The organism is Pseudomonas sp. AM14(2022) (assembly GCF_036346455.1).
In the GTDB taxonomy this organism is placed as follows: Bacteria; Pseudomonadota; Gammaproteobacteria; order Pseudomonadales; family Pseudomonadaceae; genus Aquipseudomonas; species Aquipseudomonas putida_A.
Window position 1 is genome coordinate 279544 of the sequence record NZ_JAOTNY010000004.1, and the last position, 17384, is coordinate 296927.

Consider the following 17384-nt stretch of genomic DNA (forward strand, 5'->3'; position numbering starts at 1 on the left):
CGCACTCGTCGGTTCCGTTGACTATCGATAGATGGACCTAAAAACAATGATGCTAGACGTCGAGCGTCTCGATGAGACGTGCATAAAAAAACTGGCCAACGAAGAAGTCCTCGCCATCCGCGTCAAAGGCTTCTTGCCCGAGCCGCTGGCGATCGAGATTGGCGACAAGATTCTTGCACCGGGCTTTGAGGGCTACATCAACGCGCCGAGCATCGGCCGGATCGGCATGGCGTTTTACGAGGCGGAAAACCAGCCGCTGCTGATCGAGGACTACTTCGAACGCGCCACCCGCAACATCGCCGAATTGCGCGAGCGCTGTGCGCCCTACTCTTCGCCGGTCGACACCCTGCGCTGCATGCTCGACGAGTCGTGGCCGGCCGGCGCGCATCTGGAAAACCTCTATGGCCGCAAGATGTATGTCGGCCTGTCGCGGGTGGTCAAACCCGGCGTGTGCTTCCTTGCCCACCACGACATATTCGCCAAGGACGCCCCGGACAGCTTTCAGGCCCGCAGCCTGGAGGCGCAATTCGCTTGTAACGTCTACCTGAACATGCCGACCGAGGGCGGCGCGTTGCAAATGTGGGACGACGACATCACCCCGGATCAGTTCGACCAGATGCGTGGCGACAGTTACGGCATCGACCCGGCGCTGCTCGGCCCACCGACCCTGGAAGTGCGGCCGGAGCCCGGCGATTTCATCATGTTCAATTCGCGCTGCATGCACTCGGTGACCCCGGGCGTGGCGGATCCGCGTCTGAGCCTTTCGTTCTTTGTCGGCTATCGCGGCAATGCTTCACCCCTGACCTTCTGGAGCTGAGATGTTATCGAACTACCTGGGCGAGTTTCTGGCGCTGGCCACCATTCACTTTCTGGCCGTGGTCGCTCCCGGCCCGGACTTTGCCGTGACCATTCGCCAAAGCGTGCGCTTCGGCCGACTGGTGGGCATCTGCACCGCACTGGGCATCGGCGCCGGCATTTCCGTTCACGTTATCTACACCTTGCTCGGCGTTGGCGCCCTGATGCACACCACGCCGTGGTTGCTGACGGTGGCCAAGGTGATCGGTGGCGCATACATCTTTTACCTCGGCATCAGCCTGATCCGCAGTAAACCGAAGACCACGCTCGAAGGCGAAAAAAGCGCTGACGAACCGCTGGTCGAGCAGTCGCTGTTCAAGGCGTTCAGCACCGGTTTTCTGACCAATGCCACCAACCCCAAGGCCACGCTGTTCTTCCTGGCGATCTTCACCACGATCATCAGCGCCAGCACCCCGCTGAATATTCAGGCGCTGTACGGGGTGTGGATGTGCTTCGTCAATGCGCTGTGGTTCGTGATCGTCGCGCTGTTTTTCTCCAGCAGCCGGGTACGCACCCTGTTCATGCGCATGGGCCATTGGTTCGAGCGCAGCATGGGCGTGATCCTGATTCTGTTCGCCGGCAGGCTGGTGCTGTCGATGTAAAAACGACACCCAAAGACAAGGCCCGGTCAGTTGCACACTGCTCGGGCCTTTTTCGTTTGTGCGCCGCTTTGCATTTCTGTGCGACGGATCCCACTTCAGGGGCTCCCCTTCAACACCTTCGCGGTGTTAGTTTGGAAAAGATTTGTTTCAACTTTCAGACACTTCCCTCTCAACTGCCTGCAAAGGAATGCCCACCGCAATGAATTTTTCTCTCAAGCGCCTGGCCGCTACCAGCCTGATCCTGGCCAGCTTTTCTGCGTTCACCCTGCCCGCGCAGGCCAACATCACTCCGCAACAGAGCGCAGCCATTCTCAAGAGTTTCGATGAGGCGAGCCTCACCGACTTCCGCCAGTTTCTGGGTGCCGTAGGCAAGAGCGACCTGGGTAAAACCGACAACCTCGGCCCGGCGATCAACGCCTTTCTCGACAACAAGACCCCGAGCGCGGAACAGCAGAACGAGATCTACCGCCTGCTGGGCATTTACACCCGCGCCAAGTACGGCAAAGCCGCCCTGGAAACCCTGCGCGAACTGGTGGAAATCCCGACCTTCCAGAAAGAAGGCGTGGCCCAGCACGACAATCCGGAGTTCATCAAGATCGCCGAAAAGATCAAGAACCTGGCCGAATCGTTCAACCTGAAGTTCCGCAACGTCGACAACCGCGTCTATGAAATCTCCCTCGACGGCAGCGGCGACGAAGTCGTGGGCATTCACGCGCATGCCGACGTGGTGCCGGTCACCCCGGAAAACTGGGTGCTGAAGGACGGCACCAAACTCGACCCGTTCAAAGTCACGCTGATCGGCGACCGCATGTACGGTCGCGGCACCGAGGACGACAAGAACGGCATCGTCGTCGCGATGTACGCGATGAAAGTGATCAAGGAAGAAAAGCTGCCGCTGGCACGCAACTTCAAACTGCTGGTGGACACCACTGAAGAAACCACCGGCGACGCGATCCCGTATTACTTCGAACACAACCCGACACCGAACTACAACATGGCGCTGGACGGTGGCTACCCGGTGGTTATCGCCGAGAAAGGCTACGGCACGGTCATGGCCAACTTCCCGCTGCGCAAGGCTGAAGGCAGCGGCGCAGAAATCATCTCGATGACCGGCGGCCTGGCAACCAACCAGATTCCATCGGTCTCGGTGGCGACACTCGTCACCGACAAGCCTGAGCAACTGGCTGCGAGTCTGCAGAAAGCCGGCAGCGAATACGCGAAAAAACACGGTGGTGACTTCGAAGTCGCGGCCAAGGTTGACGGCAAAGACGTCAAGCTGAGTGTCACCGGTGTGTCCGCGCACTCCTCCGAACCCGAGTCCGGCGTCAATCCGGTCGCGCGGATGCTCGACTTCATCAACAGCCTCGACGGCAAGGTGGCGCTCAAGCACAACCAGATCACCGACGCGGCGCGCTATGCGTCCAACAACTGGGGCCTGGATTACCTCGGGAAAAAACTCGGCGTGGACTTCTCCGATTCGTTCATGGGTCCGCTGACCACCTCGCTGACCTACGTCGGCGTGGACGACAAAGCCTTCAAACTGGCAGTCAACCTGCGCGTGCCGAAGGGTAAATCGCCAGAAGTGCTGAAGAAGCAAATCGCTGACAAACTGGCGGCCTGGAGCAAGAAATCCCACGTTGCCGTGGACTTCACTTACTCGATCGCCGAGCCGATGTACCGCAATCCGGAAGGCGAATGGGTCAAAGCCCTGCTGGCTGTGGCCACTGAAAACCTTGGCATGAAGCACGAGTTCGGCACGTCTGCCGGCGCGACCTCAGTGCATGAACTGCCGAACGGCGTGCAATTCGGCCTGGCCCGGCCTGAAGTCAAATACACCGGGCATACCGATGGCGAGTTCAAGACGGTTGACCAGTTCCTGCTGGATCTGCAGATCGTTACTGAGATGATGGGCCGTGTCGGCCAGTTACCGAAGCTCTGATAAGGCATGGGCCCGTGATTCAGCGGGCCTGACGTGAAAACAAAAAAGGACCCGAAGGTCCTTTTTTGTTGCGTACAAAACGCTGCACAAACAAAAACGCCGATCATCACTGATCGGCGTTTTTGTGAAATTGGAGCGGGAAACGAGACTCGAACTCGCGACCCCGACCTTGGCAAGGTCGTGCTCTACCAACTGAGCTATTCCCGCAATGGCGTCCCCTAGGGGACTCGAACCCCTGTTACCGCCGTGAAAGGGCGGTGTCCTAGGCCACTAGACGAAGGGGACAGGCTACAACTTTCACTAATAAAAACGCCGCTCACTGAGCGGCGCTTTTAGAATTTGGAGCGGGAAACGAGACTCGAACTCGCGACCCCGACCTTGGCAAGGTCGTGCTCTACCAACTGAGCTATTCCCGCAAATGGCGTCCCCTAGGGGACTCGAACCCCTGTTACCGCCGTGAAAGGGCGGTGTCCTAGGCCACTAGACGAAGGGGACACGCTACCCGGAACACATGGTGTGTGTTTCGGTGTCCAGACCCGCATCCGAAGACTTGGTTCTGGTTTCACTCAGCCCCGCCCTAGAGCAGTGCTGTTTAAAATTGGAGCGGGAAACGAGACTCGAACTCGCGACCCCGACCTTGGCAAGGTCGTGCTCTACCAACTGAGCTATTCCCGCATTGGCGTCCCCTAGGGGACTCGAACCCCTGTTACCGCCGTGAAAGGGCGGTGTCCTAGGCCACTAGACGAAGGGGACACGCTACAACATTCACTCCCTGCCGCGTTTCGCTGTGTGCTTTACGCTGCAAGTGGCGCGCATTCTATGGATGGTTTGAGAGGTCGTCAACCCCCGAATATAAATTTATTTAAATCAATGACTTCGACCTGCTTTACGGGAGCATTCGGGCTTTTCCGTCGCCCGACGATTGACGCCTATATTCCGCCACTCGCCAAGGCGTTATAGTCCGCAACACAATGATGGCAATCTGCGCACCTTGCGCCAGCATTCATATAAGCAGTGTGCAGCCGATATAGACAGAAGCTGCTGAATCAACTCGTCGAGCGGCGCTGGGCGCCTGAATGTCCAGCCACTACACTCGCATGCGAACCCTATAAAGAGGTCTTACCGGTGACACCACTCATGATCACCCTGCTAGTCATAGCCGGGATCGCAATTCTGATCGCCATTGGCTACATGAACCATGTGGTGGAAAACAACAAACTGGAGAAGGCCCGCACCAAAGTCGAACTCAACGACCGCCTGCGCCGCTGCGGTGAGCTGACCGAAACCTTCCCCGGCCAGTTCATGACCCCGGCACTCAAGCTGCTGCTGACCCGTCTGGAGCTGAACGTCTGCCAGCGCCTGCTGAACCTGGAAAAAACCAGCGCCACGACCAAGGCACGGATCACCGAACTCAGCGCACTGGTGGCCCAAGGCGAATCGATCCCGGTCAACAACCCGCCGGCACCGATCCTGACCGAAGCCAAAGCCAAGGACGTCCGCTTTCTGCTCGAAGCCCTGCACGGCCAGATCACCCGCGCCGCCCATGACGGCTTCCTGCCACCGAACGAAGCCAAACACTGGATCAAGGAAGTCCGCCACATCCTGGTCCTGCTGCACATCGAATTCTTCAACAACCTCGGCCAACAATCCCTGCAGCAAAACCAACCCGGCCAGGCCCGCCTCGCCTTCGAACGCGGCGTGCAATACCTGCGCAAACAGCAAGACCCGCAGATGTACTCGGAACAACTGCAATACCTGGAAAAACTCCTGGCCCGTGCCAATGCCCAGGTCATGGACAAGATTGCTCCGGTTGAAGGCGAAGTCAACCAGTTGACCGAAGGCCTCAAAGAAGTCGAAGCCGATGCGGACTGGAAGAAGAAAGTGATTTACGACTGATGGTCGAGAGTTGAGAGAAGCCACCGGGAGGTGGCTTTTTTGTGGGTGATGGGCTGACTGCCATTGCGAACATTCAGTTAGAGATTGGTTGGCAGTAAGGCCGCCTTCGCGAGCAAGCCCGCTCCCACAGTGGGCATGAGTTTATTCAGTTGGAGACTGGTCGGCTGTCAGGCCGCCATCGCTGGCAAGCCAGCTCCCACAGTGGGATAGGGTGAGTGAGTTAGAAAACTTGTCGGCTGTCAGGCCGCCTTCGCGAGCAGGCTCACTCCTACAGAAGAGCGAGATAGTGCACCGCTTCGCTCTTCACCACTCAAATGGCCGAGTGTCAGCTCGCCGAAAGCTCTTGATCTTGCCGTGCCGGCCCCGTCGGCAGGCTGAGTGGAGGGGTTCATCCGGGGGTGGGAGCGCAGCGACCGTTTGGCGCAGCCAAACACATCGAGAGCAGGTGCAGCGAAGCAAACCGGAGGCGATGCGCCCGGATGAATCCCGGAGCGAAGGAACCCGAGCCTAAGCGAGGGCCGAACGCCGGGGCCAAGCCTTTTGCTTACTTTTCGGCGTCTGGAAAAGTGAGCCGCTGTAAGAGCGGAACCATAAGAAGCCGTTACCGCAGCAACGGATATTCACCCAAAACCCCAAGAACCTGGTCGGCCCAGAGGCCGCCAAGTCAAAGCCGAAAATGCCCAACCATCCCCTTGAGCTCCCCTCCCAACCGCGCCAGCTCAACACTCGAAACCGCATTCCCCCGCATCGCCATCGAAGACTGATCCGCACTCGCACGAATACTCGTCACACTGCGATTGATCTCCTCAGCCACCGAACTCTGCTCCTCGGCCGCCGCCGCAATCTGCTGATTCATCTGCTGAATCAACGAAACCGCCGCCGCAATACTGCCCAGCGCACTCTCGGTCTGCAGCGCATCACTGACCGCCAGCTTCACCAATTCACCACTGCTCTGAATCTGCTGCACCGACGAATGTGCCGCCGAACGCAACGCACTGACCAGCCGCTCGATCTCCTCGGTCGATTGCTGCGTACGCCGCGCCAACGCGCGAACCTCATCAGCCACCACCGCAAAGCCCCTGCCCTGTTCCCCGGCCCGCGCCGCCTCGATCGCGGCGTTGAGCGCCAGCAGATTGGTCTGCTCGGCAACGCTCTTGATCACATCCAGCACCGTACCGATGTTCTGGATCTGCGCACTGAGGCTTTCGATGCTCGAACTGGCTGATGTCGCCGAATCCGCCAGTTGCTCGATCCGCACCATGCTCTGGCGCACCACCTGCTGCCCGCTCTCGACCTTGGCATCCGCCGTTTGTGCGGCCAGCGCGGCCTCCTCGGCATTGCGCGCCACGTCATGCACGGTGGCGGTCATCTGGTTCATGGCCGTGGCCACTTGCTCGGTCTCTTCCTTCTGGCTGTTGACCTCAAGGTTGGTCTGCTCGGTTACCGCCGACAGCGATTGCGCGGAACTGGCCAACTGCTCGATGCCCGCCTGCAAACCGCTGACGATCGTGCTCAGCCCGGTGCCCATCTGCTGCATCGCCAGCATCAGTTGCCCGATTTCATCACGACGAGTGACCTCTATCCTCGCACTCAAATCCCCCGCCGCAATCTGCTGTGCGACCCGCATCACGCTGCGCAACGGCGTGACAATCAAACGGGTGATGAGCCACGCGGCAATCAGCCCGACCAGCAATGCCAGCGCCGAAGAACCGATGATCAACACCGAGTTCTTCTTCAATTCCGCCTGCATCGCGCCATCCTCGGCGCCATACGCCTGATCCACGCGCTCCATCACCTGCGCCGCACGCTGGTGCAACTGTTCGTAGACGGTTTTTTCCTGGGCCAGCAGGCCGGTGTACTCGGCGAGCTTGTCGTTGAAACCGGCGATGTGCCCGGACACCTCATTGAGTACCGTCAGGTAGCCCTCATCCTTGACCGTGGTCTTCAACTGCTCGGCCTGAGCCTGCGCCTGGGCGGCCTGCTCGATATTGCCCTTGCCGGCACTCTCGGCATCGCCCTTACGGCTCTGGTCGAGACGAATCCGCGCCTCGTTCATCGCCTGCAACATCAGCCGCGACACCTGGCTGACCTGGCTGGCCTGTTCGATGAACTGTGCGCCGTCCTTGCCTTCGGTGTCCTTCAAGGTATACGCGCCATCATCGGCCAGCCCGGCCTGCAGTACGTCCAGGTTATTGGCCACGCTGGACACCGACCAACTGGCCATTTCCAGCGCCAGATCCTTGGCCTGGGTCAGCGAGACAAACTCATCGAAAGCCTTGCGATAAGCGCCCAGTGCCTGTTCGACATCGCTCATCACCGCCACGTTGGCCGGGGACTGCGCCTTGAGTTGCGCGGCCTGGGCCAGCAAACCGTCTACGCCTTCGTGCAAGGCATCGACGGTTTTCGGGTTGCTGTGCAGCGCATAGTCCTGCTCCAGCAGCCGCACCTTGAGCAGTGCACTGTTGAGCGACGACATCTGCTTCAGCCCATCGAAGCGCTGACTGATGGTCTGCAGGGACCAGACACCAATGGCAGCCACCAGCGCAGTCAACAGCAGCACCAGCACGAACCCGATACCCAGTTTCTTCGCCATACCGAGGTTGGCAAAACGTCCTTGCACGGCGGAAATCATTGCGCGTAGTCCCCTGCCAAAGTCTGTTGCCGAAGATTCGCAACGGCCATGGAGCAGCACAAGTCTCTGGCGACGGAATAATGGCAAAAAGCTACGCACGCGTCGTTTTCAGAACGCTTGAGGTCGATTCACAACGGTACTGCGAAAAAACTGCCGGGCCCTCGGATCACAGGCATAGGCCACGTTGATCCGCTGCCACTCACTGGGTTCGCCACTCGGACTGAAGGCCCCCGGGTCGCAAAGGCTGACACCATTGCACTGCGCCTGACTGTGCAAGCGGCCAGTATCGCCCAGCGGGGCACGGGCCCAGATGAACAGGCCGCCACACGGCTTACCGAAAACCTCCCAGTCGGCGTCTTCCAGCGCCTGCAACGCGGCGACCCGATCGGTATTCAACCGTTGACGCTGGCGCTGGACCATTTTGCGATAGGCGCCATTGGCCAGAAGACTGGTCAGCACCGCCTCATTGAAACTCGAAGCGCCCATGCTACTGATCATCTTGATTCGCCCCAGCCGCGCAATCAGCGCTGGCTCGGCGTAGACAAACCCGACGCGCAGCGAGCTGCTCAGTGTCTTGGAAAAGCTGCCGACATAGATCACTCGCTCATCGAGTGCCGCCAGGCGTGTGCCATTGCCATTGTGCAGGTCGGCGTAGACATCGTCCTCGATCACTCGCACATCGTGAGCGTTGCACAACCGCAGGATCTGTTGGGCAACGCCAAGTGTCAGGCAAGAGCCGGTGGGATTGTGGTGGTGACTGTTGATGAAGATCGCGACCGGCCGGAACTGCCGCAACAGCGCTTCCAGCGCCTGAGGATCAGGCCCGCTCGGCGTGCGGCGCACTTCCAGCAACTGCACGCCGTACAGGCGCAACAGCTCGAACAGCGGCGCATAGCCCGGGGTTTCGACGACAACGCAGTCACCCGCCTTCAACAATGTGCGCGCGAGCAGATCAAGCGCCTGGCTCGCACCGGAGGTCGTCAGCACCTGTTCATCCAGAGCCTCGACGCCGATCAGCCTGAGGCGTTTGACGATCTGCTCGCGTAACGCCGGCAGCCCCAGCGGGCTGCTGTAATTGAACAGACTCGCCATGTCGGTACGGGCTACCTGACGGATCGCATAACTCAGGTCGTCGGATTCACGCCAGCTCTGCGGCAAGCCTCCCTCGCCGAGTTTCAACCCGCTGTGTGCCTGCCCGCAGTCAATCCCGATCACCCCACGGCCCTGCGCGGCCACCATGAACCCGGCGCCCTGACGCGGGGCCAGAACGCCTTGCGCCACCAGCCGTTCGCAGGCTTCGGCCACACACGACTGACTCAGCAGATTGGAGCGCGCAATCTGCCTGACGGAGGGCAAACGCGTGCTCGGCGCCACACCGCTTCGCGAGATCCACTCAGTCATGCCATCAACAATCTGCTGTACGACCGGCACCATTGCCTGTCGGTCAATTCTCAATTCCATGAGCACGCAAACTCCTGTCCATTTTGCTGGCGGCAGTAAATCACAGCCGCGTCGCTCAGGCTGTGCGACAACACCGTCAAAAGCAGCCGTTCTAACCGTTTGATACACATTGTTTAGCGGTTTAACGGAACTGGCGCCCAGCAACAGGAAAACCCGCACTGAGGCGGGTTCCAGAGTGTTGCCACTCGGCGTCAGAAAGCCGTGACGCCGCCATCCACGGCCAAGGAATGACCGGTGGTAAACGCCGCGCCATCGCTGCACAGATACAGCACGGCGCTGGCGATTTCCTCGACCTTGCCGATGCGCCCCACTGGGTGCATCGCGTTGGCGAATTCGCCTTTCTTCGGGTCAGCCTCGTAAGCGCGACGGAACATGTCGGTATCGATCACCGCCGGGCACACGGCGTTGACGCGGATTTTCTTCTTCGCGTATTCGATCGCCGCCGACTTGGTCAGGCCGATCACCGCGTGTTTCGACGCTGCATAAATGCTCATCTTCGGCGCCGCGCCAAGGCCCGCCACCGACGCGGTGTTGACGATCGCCCCGCCGCCCTGAGCGAGCAACAACGGCAACTGATACTTCATGCACAACCACACACCTTTGACGTTGACGCCCATGATCGCGTCGAACTCGTCCATCGAGCCGTCGGCCAGTTTGCCCTGCTCGATTTCGATCCCGGCATTGTTGAAGGCGTAGTCCAGGCGACCGTAGGTATTGATCACCTCGTCCATCAGATTTTTCACTTCGCTTTCGACGGTAACGTTGCAGCGTACGAAGGTCGCTTCGCCGCCGGCTGTACGAATCAGCGCCACGGTGCCTTCGCCCCCTGCCGTGTCCAGGTCGGCCACCACCACTTTCAAACCTTCGGCGGCGAACGCCTGGGCGGTCGCCCGGCCGATACCGTTGGCCGCTCCAGTGACTACGACCACTTGGCCGGAAAACGTCATGCTCATTGTTATGTCCTCGAAGGGAGAGATGCAGGAGGGATATGCAGACTCGCAGCATAGTCACCGGGGCCCGTCCCGAGTCAGCACTATCAGAAGGCTGTTTATGCCTTCATCCGTCGCAGTGATAAAAGCCTGTGGGCCACTATCACTGCACTGGATCATTGCGCATTCGCCGCATCAGCCAACCTTGCGGCATTGGCCTCGAGGGTCTATCAACTAGGCTTCATTCAGTTCGAGTGCCTGCCATGACCAGCCAGACCAATCGCCAGTTCCTCCTCGCCAAACGCCCGGTGGGGGCTGCGACCCGTGAGACCTTCACTTATCAGGAAGTCCCGGTCGGCGAACCGGGCGCAGGCCAGATCCTGGTGAAAAACCAATACCTGTCCCTCGACCCGGCCATGCGCGGCTGGATGAACGAGGGCAAGTCCTACATTCCGCCGGTGGCGATTTGTGAAGTCATGCGCGCCTTGGGCGTAGGTCAGGTCATTGCCTCGAACAACCCGGGCTTTGCAGTCGGCGACTACGTCAACGGTGCCCTCGGCGTGCAGGATTATTTCCTTGGCGAGCCCAGAGGTTTCTACAAGGTCGATCCGAAACTGGCGCCGCTGCCAGTGTATCTGTCCGCGCTGGGCATGACCGGCATGACCGCCTATTTCGCGCTGCTCGACGTCGGCGCCCCGAAGGCTGGCGACACGGTGGTGCTGTCCGGGGCTGCCGGGGCGGTGGGCAGCATTGCCGGGCAGATCGCCAAAATCAAAGGCTGCCGGGTGGTGGGCATCGCCGGGGGCGCCGACAAGTGCAAATACCTGATCGATGAGCTGGGCTTCGACGGTGCCATCGACTACAAGCACGAAGATGTACTGGCCGGGCTCAAGCGTGAGTGCCCGAAAGGCGTTGATGTGTATTTCGATAACGTCGGCGGCGAGATCCTCGACGCTGTGCTCAGCCGTCTGGCGCCGAAAGCCCGGGTGGTGATCTGCGGCGCCATCAGCCAGTACAACAACAAGGAAGCGGTCAAAGGCCCGGCCAACTACCTGTCACTGCTGGTCAATCGTGCGCGCATGGAAGGCTTTGTGGTGATGGACTATGCCGCGCAGTACGCCGGTGCCGCGCAGGAAATGGCCGGCTGGATGGCCAAAGGGCAGCTCAAGAGCAAGGAAGACATCGTCGAAGGTCTGGAGACCTTTCCGGAGACGCTGATGAAACTGTTCAGCGGGGAGAATTTCGGCAAGTTGGTGCTGAAGGTTTAAAGCCACCACGAAACAATTGTAGGAGTGAGCCTGCTCGCGATAGCGGTGTATCAGTCACAATCAATGTCACTGATATACCGCTATCGCGAGCAGGCTCACTCCTACAGGGTTCGGCGGTGTCTGCTTAGGCCAGTTCGGCCACGACCGACGCCAGTGCCTTGGCCGGATCCGCCGCCTGGCTGATCGGACGGCCGATCACCAGATAATCGGAACCGGCATCCAGCGCCTGACGCGGGGTCAGGATACGGCGCTGGTCATCTTGCGCACTGCCCGCCGGACGAATCCCCGGGGTCACCAGTTGCAGCGACGGGTGCGCCGACTTCAGTGCGGTGGCTTCCAGCGCCGAGCACACCAGACCGTCCATCCCGGCCTTCTCGGCCAGCGCAGCCAGACGCAGCACCTGCTCCTGCGGCTCGATGTCCAGACCGATACCGGCCAGATCCTCGCGCTCCATGCTGGTCAGCACGGTCACACCGATCAGCAACGGCTGCGGGCCGCTGCGCTTGGAAAGCTCTTCACGGCAGGCCGCCATCATGCGCAGGCCACCGGAGCAATGCACATTGACCATCCACACGCCCATCTCGGCAGCGGCTTTCACGGCCATCGCGGTGGTGTTGGGAATGTCGTGGAATTTCAGGTCGAGGAACACCTCGAAGCCTTTGTCACGCAGGGTGCCGACGATTTCCGCGGCGCAACTGGTGAACAGTTCCTTGCCCACTTTGACCCGGCACAGTTTCGGGTCCAACTGGTCGGCCAGCTTCAGTGCGGCGTCACGGGTGGGGAAATCCAGGGCGACGATGATAGGAGTCTGGCAGGCGGACATGGATGGGCTCTCAGGCAAGTCGAAATCGGCGCGCATTGTAGCGGAAGCGGCGGCGGCGCGGCACCCGATGATCGGTAAATCGTCGCCGCAAACGTGATCAGCATAGCGCTCGCTGCAATTGTGTCGAACCCGATACACAACCGACACGCCGCCAACAAGCGCCCGCGCTAGCCTCGCCAGCCGCAACACGTCCTTACATCAGCACTTCCCGCCTCACGGCAGGACGCCTATGCTGAAACCACCACCTCGCAGCCCATCTTTGTGGTTGGCGGCCTACTGGCAGATGAACAGCCCCATGCACAACACCCAGACCACCGTGACTGATGAGCAGAAAGACGACAAGCGCTGGAGCATCCGTGCGCTGATCGTCGATGACGATGTGCCGATCCGCGAGCTGATGATCGACTACCTCGCGCGTTTCAACATCCACGCCAGCGGCGTCACCGACGGCGCAGCCATGCGTCAGGCGATGCAGGCCGAGCATTTCGACGTGGTGGTGCTCGACTTGATGCTGCCCGGCGAAGACGGCCTGTCGCTGTGCCGCTGGCTGCGCGCCGAATCGGACATCCCGATCCTGATGCTCACCGCCCGCTGCGAACCCACCGACCGCATCATCGGCCTGGAACTGGGCGCCGACGACTACATGGCCAAACCGTTCGAGCCACGGGAGCTGGTGGCGCGGATCCAGACCATCCTGCGTCGGGTACGCGATGACCGTACCGAACAGCGCGCCAACATCCGCTTCGACAACTGGCGCTTGAACAGCGTGCTGCGGCAGTTGATCGCCGACGATGGCCTGGTAGTGCCGCTGTCCAACGCCGAATTCCGCCTGCTCTGGGTCTTCATCGAACGCCCGCGCCGCGTACTCAGCCGCGAACAACTGCTGGATGCCGCCCGTGGCCGTTCGATCGAGGCGTTCGACCGCAGCATCGATTTGCTGGTGTCGCGCCTGCGGCAAAAACTCGGCGACGACCCGAAAGCCCCACAGTTGATCAAAACCGTGCGCGGTGAAGGTTACCTGTTCGACGCGCGAGACATCGGCTGATGCGAGCGCGCTTCGACACGCTGTTCGGCCGCCTGTTTGGCATGTTGTTCGTGGCGATCGTCCTGGCGCACCTGCTGGCCTTTGCCTGGTTTCATCACTATGGGCCACCACCACCGCCGCCCCCGCCGGAGTTTGCCGAGGGCGTCGACGGCCAACGGCCACCGCCGGATCCACGTTTCGCCCATCGCCCGCCGCGCCCCTGGTTCGGCGGGCCGTTGGTGCCGCTGACCTTCCAGTTCATCTCGCTGATGATCGCTGCGTGGTACGGCGCCAAACTGCTCAGCCGGCCGATCCAGCGCCTGAGCGATGCCGCCGAACGCCTCAGCGAAAACCTCGACAGCCCGCCGCTGGACGAGTCCGGCCCGCGTGAGGCACGACAGGCGGCGCACACCTTCAACCTGATGCAACAACGCATTCGTGAACAGGTGCAGCAGCGAGCACGCATGCTCGGCGCCGTCTCCCACGACCTGCGCACTCCGCTGTCGCGGTTGAAGCTGCGCCTGGAACAGATCGACGACGAAAAACTGCAAGGCCAGATGCGCCAAGACCTCAACGACATGATCGGCATGCTCGACGCCACCCTCACCTACCTGCACGAACAGCGCACCAGCGAAGCGTTGCAGTTGATGGACGTGCAGGCGCTGGTCGAATCGCTGTGCGAGAACGCTCAGGATCAAGGTGCAGACGTTGAAGTCAGCGGCCATTGCGCACCGCTGCAGGTGCAGCCGATGGCGCTGCGCTCGTGCATCAACAACCTGATGGACAACGCCCTGCGCTACGCCGGACAGGCACGCATCGAACTGCAGGATCAACGCGAGCAACTGCTGATCCGCGTGATCGACCACGGCCCGGGGATTGCCGAAGACAAGCGCGAGGCGGTGTTCGAACCGTTCTTTCGCCTGGAAGGCTCGCGTAACCGCAACTCCGGCGGCGTCGGCCTGGGCATGACCATCGCCCGCGAGGCAGCGCAGCGTTTGGGTGGACAATTGAATCTGGAAGAAACCCCGGGGGGCGGCCTGACCGCAATCATCCGCCTGCCGCGCACTTGAGAAACACACCTATCCCCCGTGGGAGCGGGCTTGCTCGCGAAAGCGGTGTGTCAGTCGACTTCTGTGTTGAATGATCGGCCGCCTTCGCGAGCAAGCCCGCTCCCACAGGTTTCAGTGGTGTTCACTCCATCGTGTATACCCACCGGTACAAAGCCAAAACACCCAGGACATCTTGCCCCTTGAGTCTGCACAAGCCGGTATACCCACCGGTTTTACAGTCCAAGGAGTGAGCCCATGATCAGTAGCGTCAGCAACTACACGAGCTATACCAGCACCAGCAGCACCACCCAGAACGCCCGCAGCCAGCAACTGCAAAAGCAACTGTTCGCCAAACTCGACAGCAACGGCGACGGCGCGGTGGATCAGGACGAACTGAAAAGCGCGCTGTCGCAGAAGTCCGACGACGGCCTGCTGGTCAACCTGAGCAAGCAATTTGGCGATCTGGACAGCGACGACAGCGGCAGCCTCAGCGCCGAAGAAATGACAGCGATGGCGCCTCCGCCGCCTCCGCAGGATCAAGCACCGAACACCGACCTCGCCGACGCCCTGATCAGCGCCCTCGACGCCGATGGCGACGGCGCCATCAGCAGCGACGAACTGCGCAACGGCCTGACCAGCGCCGGCAGCAGCGCCGACAGCAACCAAATATTCTCGGCCCTGGACAAGAACAAGGACGGCACCGTCAGCCAGGACGAACTCACCGCCAGCCTCACCCCACCACCGCCACCACCGCCGCAACAAGCCTCCAGCGACGAACTGTTCAGCCAACTGGATGCCGATGGTGACGGCAGCATCAGCGAGACCGAACTGAGCAGCGCGTTGCAAAGCAGCGACAGCGCCTCGCCGATTAGCACTGATACCAGCGCTGCATTGCTCAAGGTACTGGACAGCGACAGCAGTGGCGGCGTGAGCAGCGACGAACTGAAAGCGGCGCTACAGGCAGGTCGGGAACGCCCGCCCGAAGAACAGACCACCAGTACCCAGACCACCAGCGAAGCGCTGAACCGGATGATTGCCAACTTGAGCAAACAGTACTCGCTGGACAATGCTGCGTCGGTGGGCAAGTACCTGAATGTGGCGACCTGACCTTATGTCGTGATGGGTGATCGTTTCCATGCAGTGGTGTGGGAACGGTCATTTGGGTACAGCGGGAAGAGAGTGGTTGGTTGAGAAGGCCTCATCGCCAGCAGGCTGGCTCCTACAGTTGGATGGAGTGCATTCAGTTGGAGATTGTTTGGCTATAAGGCCGCCTTCGCGAGCAAGCCCGCTCCCACAGTGGGAATGGGGTTTATTCAGTTGGAAATTGGTCGGCTATAAGGCCGCCATCGCTGGCAAGCCAGCTCCCACAGGGATTCAAGGCATTCAGTTGGAAATTGGTCGGCTGTAAGGCCTCCATCGCCAGCAGGCTGGCTCCCACAATTTTGAACTGTATGCACCGTACGCGGCGAAGCCGCCCCACTCAATGGCCGAGTGTCAGCTCGCCGAAAGCTCTTGATCTTGCCGTGCCGGCCCCGTCGGCAGGCTGAGTGGAGGGATTTATCCGGGGGTGGGAGCGCAGCGACCGTTTGGCGCAGCCAAACACATCGAGAGGAGGTGCAGCGAAGCAAACCGGAGGCGATGCCCCCGGATGAATCCCGCAGCGAAGGAACCCGAGCCACGGCGAGGGCCGTACGTTGGGGCCAAGACCTTTGCTTCCTTTGGGGCGTTTGCCAAAGGGAGTCGCTGTAAGAGCGAAACCGTCAGCGGCAGCACCCGAAGCAACGGATATTCACCCAACCCCCCAGGAACCTGGTCGGCCCTAAGGCCGCCAAGTCCAACCTAAACCCGAGCCTGACTCTTGCTCCAATCCGTCAACAAACTATAAGCCACCGCCAACAACGTAGGCCCGATAAACAACCCGATAAACCCAAACGCAATCAACCCGCCAAACACCCCGAGCAACACAATCACCAACGGCAGATTCCCACCGCGGCTGATCAGATAAGGCTTCAACACGTTATCCACGCCACTGATGATGAACGTCCCCCAGATCCCGAGAAACACCGCCATCCCGTATTCACCTTTCCAGGCCAGCCAGGCCGTGGCCGGAATCCACACCAACGGTGGCCCCATCGGAATCAGACTCAACAGAAAGGTCACGATCCCCAGCACCAGCGCCCCCGGGACCCCGGCAATCAGGAACCCGATCAACGCCAGAACCGCCTGCGCCGCCGCCGTACCGATCACCCCGTTGACCACCCGCTGCACGGTGCCGGCCACCAGCTCGATGTAATACCCGGCTCGCTCGCCGATCAGGCGCTGCAGCAGACCGTGCACAAACGCCGCCAAGCGCGGCCCGTCGCGATAGAAAAAGAACACAAAGACAATGCTCAGGGTCAGCTCGAGAATCCCGCCGCCGATCTGCGCACTGCGCGCCAGCAACCAGTTACCGACCTGCCCCAGATACGGCTTGATCGACACCATCAGCGCTGCGCCCTGCTGATCAATGCTGTTCCAGATACCCACCAGCCGCTCGCCCACCAACGGTACGCTGCCGAGCCAGACCGGCGCCTCCGGCAGACCATCGACCTGCACATCCTTGATGAACGCCGTGGCATCGCGCACGTGATCGGCCAGGTTGAACCCGAGCCACACCAGCGGCGCCGCCACCAGCAACATCCAGCCCAGGGTCAAAATGGCCGCGGCAAGTGATTCGCGGCCATTGAGGCAGCGGGTCAGCAGACGCATCAGCGGCCAACTGGCGAACGCCAGCACCGCGCCCCAGAACAGCGCCGACCAGAACGGCGCCATCACCCACAGGCTGGCACCGAACAGCACCAGCAGGAGGATTTGCACCAACAGCCGATCGTTATTGAGCATGTACAGTCTCGAAGAAGTCAGTCGGT

General features: G+C 60.7%; 13 protein-coding genes, 6 tRNA genes and 1 pseudogene. 8 read left to right on the top strand and 12 right to left on the bottom strand.

Annotated elements, in window-relative coordinates; genetic code table 11:
- The first annotated feature begins 46 nt into the window (after positions 1 to 46).
- The 3 genes from V3W27_RS10745 to V3W27_RS10755 all read left to right on the top strand — a co-directional run bounded on the left by V3W27_RS10745 (position 47) and on the right by V3W27_RS10755 (position 3396).
- Positions 47 to 817: a 2OG-Fe(II) oxygenase gene (locus V3W27_RS10745; RefSeq protein WP_047600411.1), complete on the top strand. Its 771-nt coding sequence runs from the start codon at positions 47 to 49 to the stop codon at positions 815 to 817.
- Position 818: 1 nt separating this feature from the next.
- Complete coding sequence (locus V3W27_RS10750) at positions 819 to 1457, top strand: LysE family translocator (RefSeq protein WP_027612328.1); 639 nt, start codon at positions 819 to 821, stop codon at positions 1455 to 1457.
- 199 nt (positions 1458 to 1656) lie between these two features.
- Positions 1657 to 3396 carry a dipeptidase gene (locus V3W27_RS10755; RefSeq protein ID WP_330206562.1) on the top strand — a complete coding sequence of 580 codons (1740 nt, stop codon included), beginning with the start codon at positions 1657 to 1659 and terminating at the stop codon, positions 3394 to 3396.
- 131 nt (positions 3397 to 3527) lie between these two features.
- On the opposite strand, the gene V3W27_RS10760 is transcribed toward V3W27_RS10755, so the two are convergent.
- From V3W27_RS10760 to V3W27_RS10785, 6 genes are all read right to left on the bottom strand, one after another.
- Positions 3528 to 3603, bottom strand: a tRNA-Gly gene (locus V3W27_RS10760).
- Positions 3604 to 3605: 2 nt separating this feature from the next.
- A tRNA-Glu gene (locus tag V3W27_RS10765) sits at positions 3606 to 3681 on the bottom strand.
- A gap of 55 nt (positions 3682 to 3736) precedes the next feature.
- Positions 3737 to 3812, bottom strand: a tRNA-Gly gene (locus tag V3W27_RS10770).
- A gap of 3 nt (positions 3813 to 3815) precedes the next feature.
- A tRNA-Glu gene (locus V3W27_RS10775) sits at positions 3816 to 3891 on the bottom strand.
- A 104-nt stretch (positions 3892 to 3995) separates the two neighbouring features.
- Positions 3996 to 4071: transfer RNA gene (locus V3W27_RS10780), tRNA-Gly, on the bottom strand.
- A 2-nt stretch (positions 4072 to 4073) separates the two neighbouring features.
- Positions 4074 to 4149, bottom strand: a tRNA-Glu gene (locus V3W27_RS10785).
- Between the two features lie 384 nt (positions 4150 to 4533).
- Between V3W27_RS10785 and V3W27_RS10790 the strand changes: the two genes are divergently transcribed.
- Entirely contained in the window at positions 4534 to 5292 is a 759-nt protein-coding gene (locus tag V3W27_RS10790; protein ID WP_171061878.1) for a hypothetical protein, read from the top strand.
- Between the two features lie 664 nt (positions 5293 to 5956).
- Here V3W27_RS10790 and V3W27_RS28120 read toward each other — a convergent pair.
- The 4 genes and pseudogenes from V3W27_RS28120 to V3W27_RS10805 form a co-directional block, all read right to left on the bottom strand.
- Positions 5957 to 6838, bottom strand: coding sequence for a methyl-accepting chemotaxis protein (locus V3W27_RS28120; protein ID WP_431061454.1), 882 nt, complete (start codon positions 6836 to 6838; stop codon positions 5957 to 5959).
- Positions 6839 to 6865: 27 nt separating this feature from the next.
- A pseudogene (locus tag V3W27_RS28125) lies at positions 6866 to 7924 on the bottom strand (methyl-accepting chemotaxis protein); the annotation flags it as partial.
- A gap of 108 nt (positions 7925 to 8032) precedes the next feature.
- Positions 8033 to 9385: an aminotransferase-like domain-containing protein gene (locus V3W27_RS10800; protein WP_330206564.1), complete on the bottom strand. Its 1353-nt coding sequence runs from the start codon at positions 9383 to 9385 to the stop codon at positions 8033 to 8035.
- A 191-nt stretch (positions 9386 to 9576) separates the two neighbouring features.
- The gene (locus V3W27_RS10805) at positions 9577 to 10338 is read right to left on the bottom strand and encodes an SDR family oxidoreductase (RefSeq protein WP_027612323.1); all 762 of its coding nucleotides are present in this window, start codon (positions 10336 to 10338) and stop codon (positions 9577 to 9579) included.
- A gap of 239 nt (positions 10339 to 10577) precedes the next feature.
- Here V3W27_RS10805 and V3W27_RS10810 point away from each other — a divergent pair, with 239 nt between their 5' ends.
- Positions 10578 to 11582, top strand: coding sequence for an NADP-dependent oxidoreductase (locus V3W27_RS10810; protein ID WP_330206565.1), 1005 nt, complete (start codon positions 10578 to 10580; stop codon positions 11580 to 11582).
- Positions 11583 to 11706: 124 nt separating this feature from the next.
- Here the strand turns inward: V3W27_RS10810 and pyrF are convergent, their stop codons facing one another.
- Entirely contained in the window at positions 11707 to 12405 is a 699-nt protein-coding gene (gene pyrF / locus V3W27_RS10815; protein ID WP_047295723.1) for an orotidine-5'-phosphate decarboxylase, read from the bottom strand.
- A gap of 295 nt (positions 12406 to 12700) precedes the next feature.
- Between pyrF and V3W27_RS10820 the strand changes: the two genes are divergently transcribed.
- The 3 genes from V3W27_RS10820 (at position 12701) to xopAW (ending at position 15585) form a co-directional block, all read left to right on the top strand.
- The gene (locus V3W27_RS10820) at positions 12701 to 13450 is read left to right on the top strand and encodes a response regulator (protein WP_041073744.1); all 750 of its coding nucleotides are present in this window, start codon (positions 12701 to 12703) and stop codon (positions 13448 to 13450) included.
- Positions 13450 to 14499, top strand: coding sequence for a sensor histidine kinase (locus V3W27_RS10825; RefSeq protein WP_096796780.1), 1050 nt, complete (start codon positions 13450 to 13452; stop codon positions 14497 to 14499). Before V3W27_RS10820 ends, V3W27_RS10825 begins: the two co-directional genes overlap by 1 nt.
- 234 nt (positions 14500 to 14733) lie before the next feature.
- Positions 14734 to 15585: a XopAW family type III secretion system calcium-binding effector gene (xopAW, locus tag V3W27_RS10835; RefSeq protein ID WP_330206566.1), complete on the top strand. Its 852-nt coding sequence runs from the start codon at positions 14734 to 14736 to the stop codon at positions 15583 to 15585.
- Positions 15586 to 16317: 732 nt separating this feature from the next.
- Here xopAW and V3W27_RS10840 read toward each other — a convergent pair.
- Positions 16318 to 17358, bottom strand: coding sequence for an AI-2E family transporter (locus tag V3W27_RS10840; RefSeq protein ID WP_330206567.1), 1041 nt, complete (start codon positions 17356 to 17358; stop codon positions 16318 to 16320).
- Positions 17359 to 17384: the final 26 nt, after the last annotated feature.

Excerpts from the sequence above, each read along its gene's own strand:
- V3W27_RS10820 (WP_041073744.1), top strand. The coding sequence starts at position 12,701 with ATGCACAACACCCAGACCACCGTGACTGATGAGCAGAAAGACGACAAG.
- pyrF (WP_047295723.1), bottom strand. The coding sequence starts at position 12,405 with ATGTCCGCCTGCCAGACTCCTATCATCGTCGCCCTGGATTTCCCCACC.
- V3W27_RS10805 (WP_027612323.1), bottom strand. The coding sequence starts at position 10,338 with ATGAGCATGACGTTTTCCGGCCAAGTGGTCGTAGTCACTGGAGCGGCC.
- xopAW (WP_330206566.1), top strand. The coding sequence starts at position 14,734 with ATGATCAGTAGCGTCAGCAACTACACGAGCTATACCAGCACCAGCAGC.
- V3W27_RS10840 (WP_330206567.1), bottom strand. The coding sequence starts at position 17,358 with ATGCTCAATAACGATCGGCTGTTGGTGCAAATCCTCCTGCTGGTGCTG.
- V3W27_RS10825 (WP_096796780.1), top strand. The coding sequence starts at position 13,450 with ATGCGAGCGCGCTTCGACACGCTGTTCGGCCGCCTGTTTGGCATGTTG.
- V3W27_RS10810 (WP_330206565.1), top strand. The coding sequence starts at position 10,578 with ATGACCAGCCAGACCAATCGCCAGTTCCTCCTCGCCAAACGCCCGGTG.
- V3W27_RS28120 (WP_431061454.1), bottom strand. The coding sequence starts at position 6,838 with ATGCTGGCGATGCAGCAGATGGGCACCGGGCTGAGCACGATCGTCAGC.
- V3W27_RS10800 (WP_330206564.1), bottom strand. The coding sequence starts at position 9,385 with ATGGAATTGAGAATTGACCGACAGGCAATGGTGCCGGTCGTACAGCAG.
- V3W27_RS10745 (WP_047600411.1), top strand. The coding sequence starts at position 47 with ATGATGCTAGACGTCGAGCGTCTCGATGAGACGTGCATAAAAAAACTG.
- V3W27_RS10750 (WP_027612328.1), top strand. The coding sequence starts at position 819 with ATGTTATCGAACTACCTGGGCGAGTTTCTGGCGCTGGCCACCATTCAC.
- V3W27_RS10790 (WP_171061878.1), top strand. The coding sequence starts at position 4,534 with ATGATCACCCTGCTAGTCATAGCCGGGATCGCAATTCTGATCGCCATT.
- V3W27_RS10755 (WP_330206562.1), top strand. The coding sequence starts at position 1,657 with ATGAATTTTTCTCTCAAGCGCCTGGCCGCTACCAGCCTGATCCTGGCC.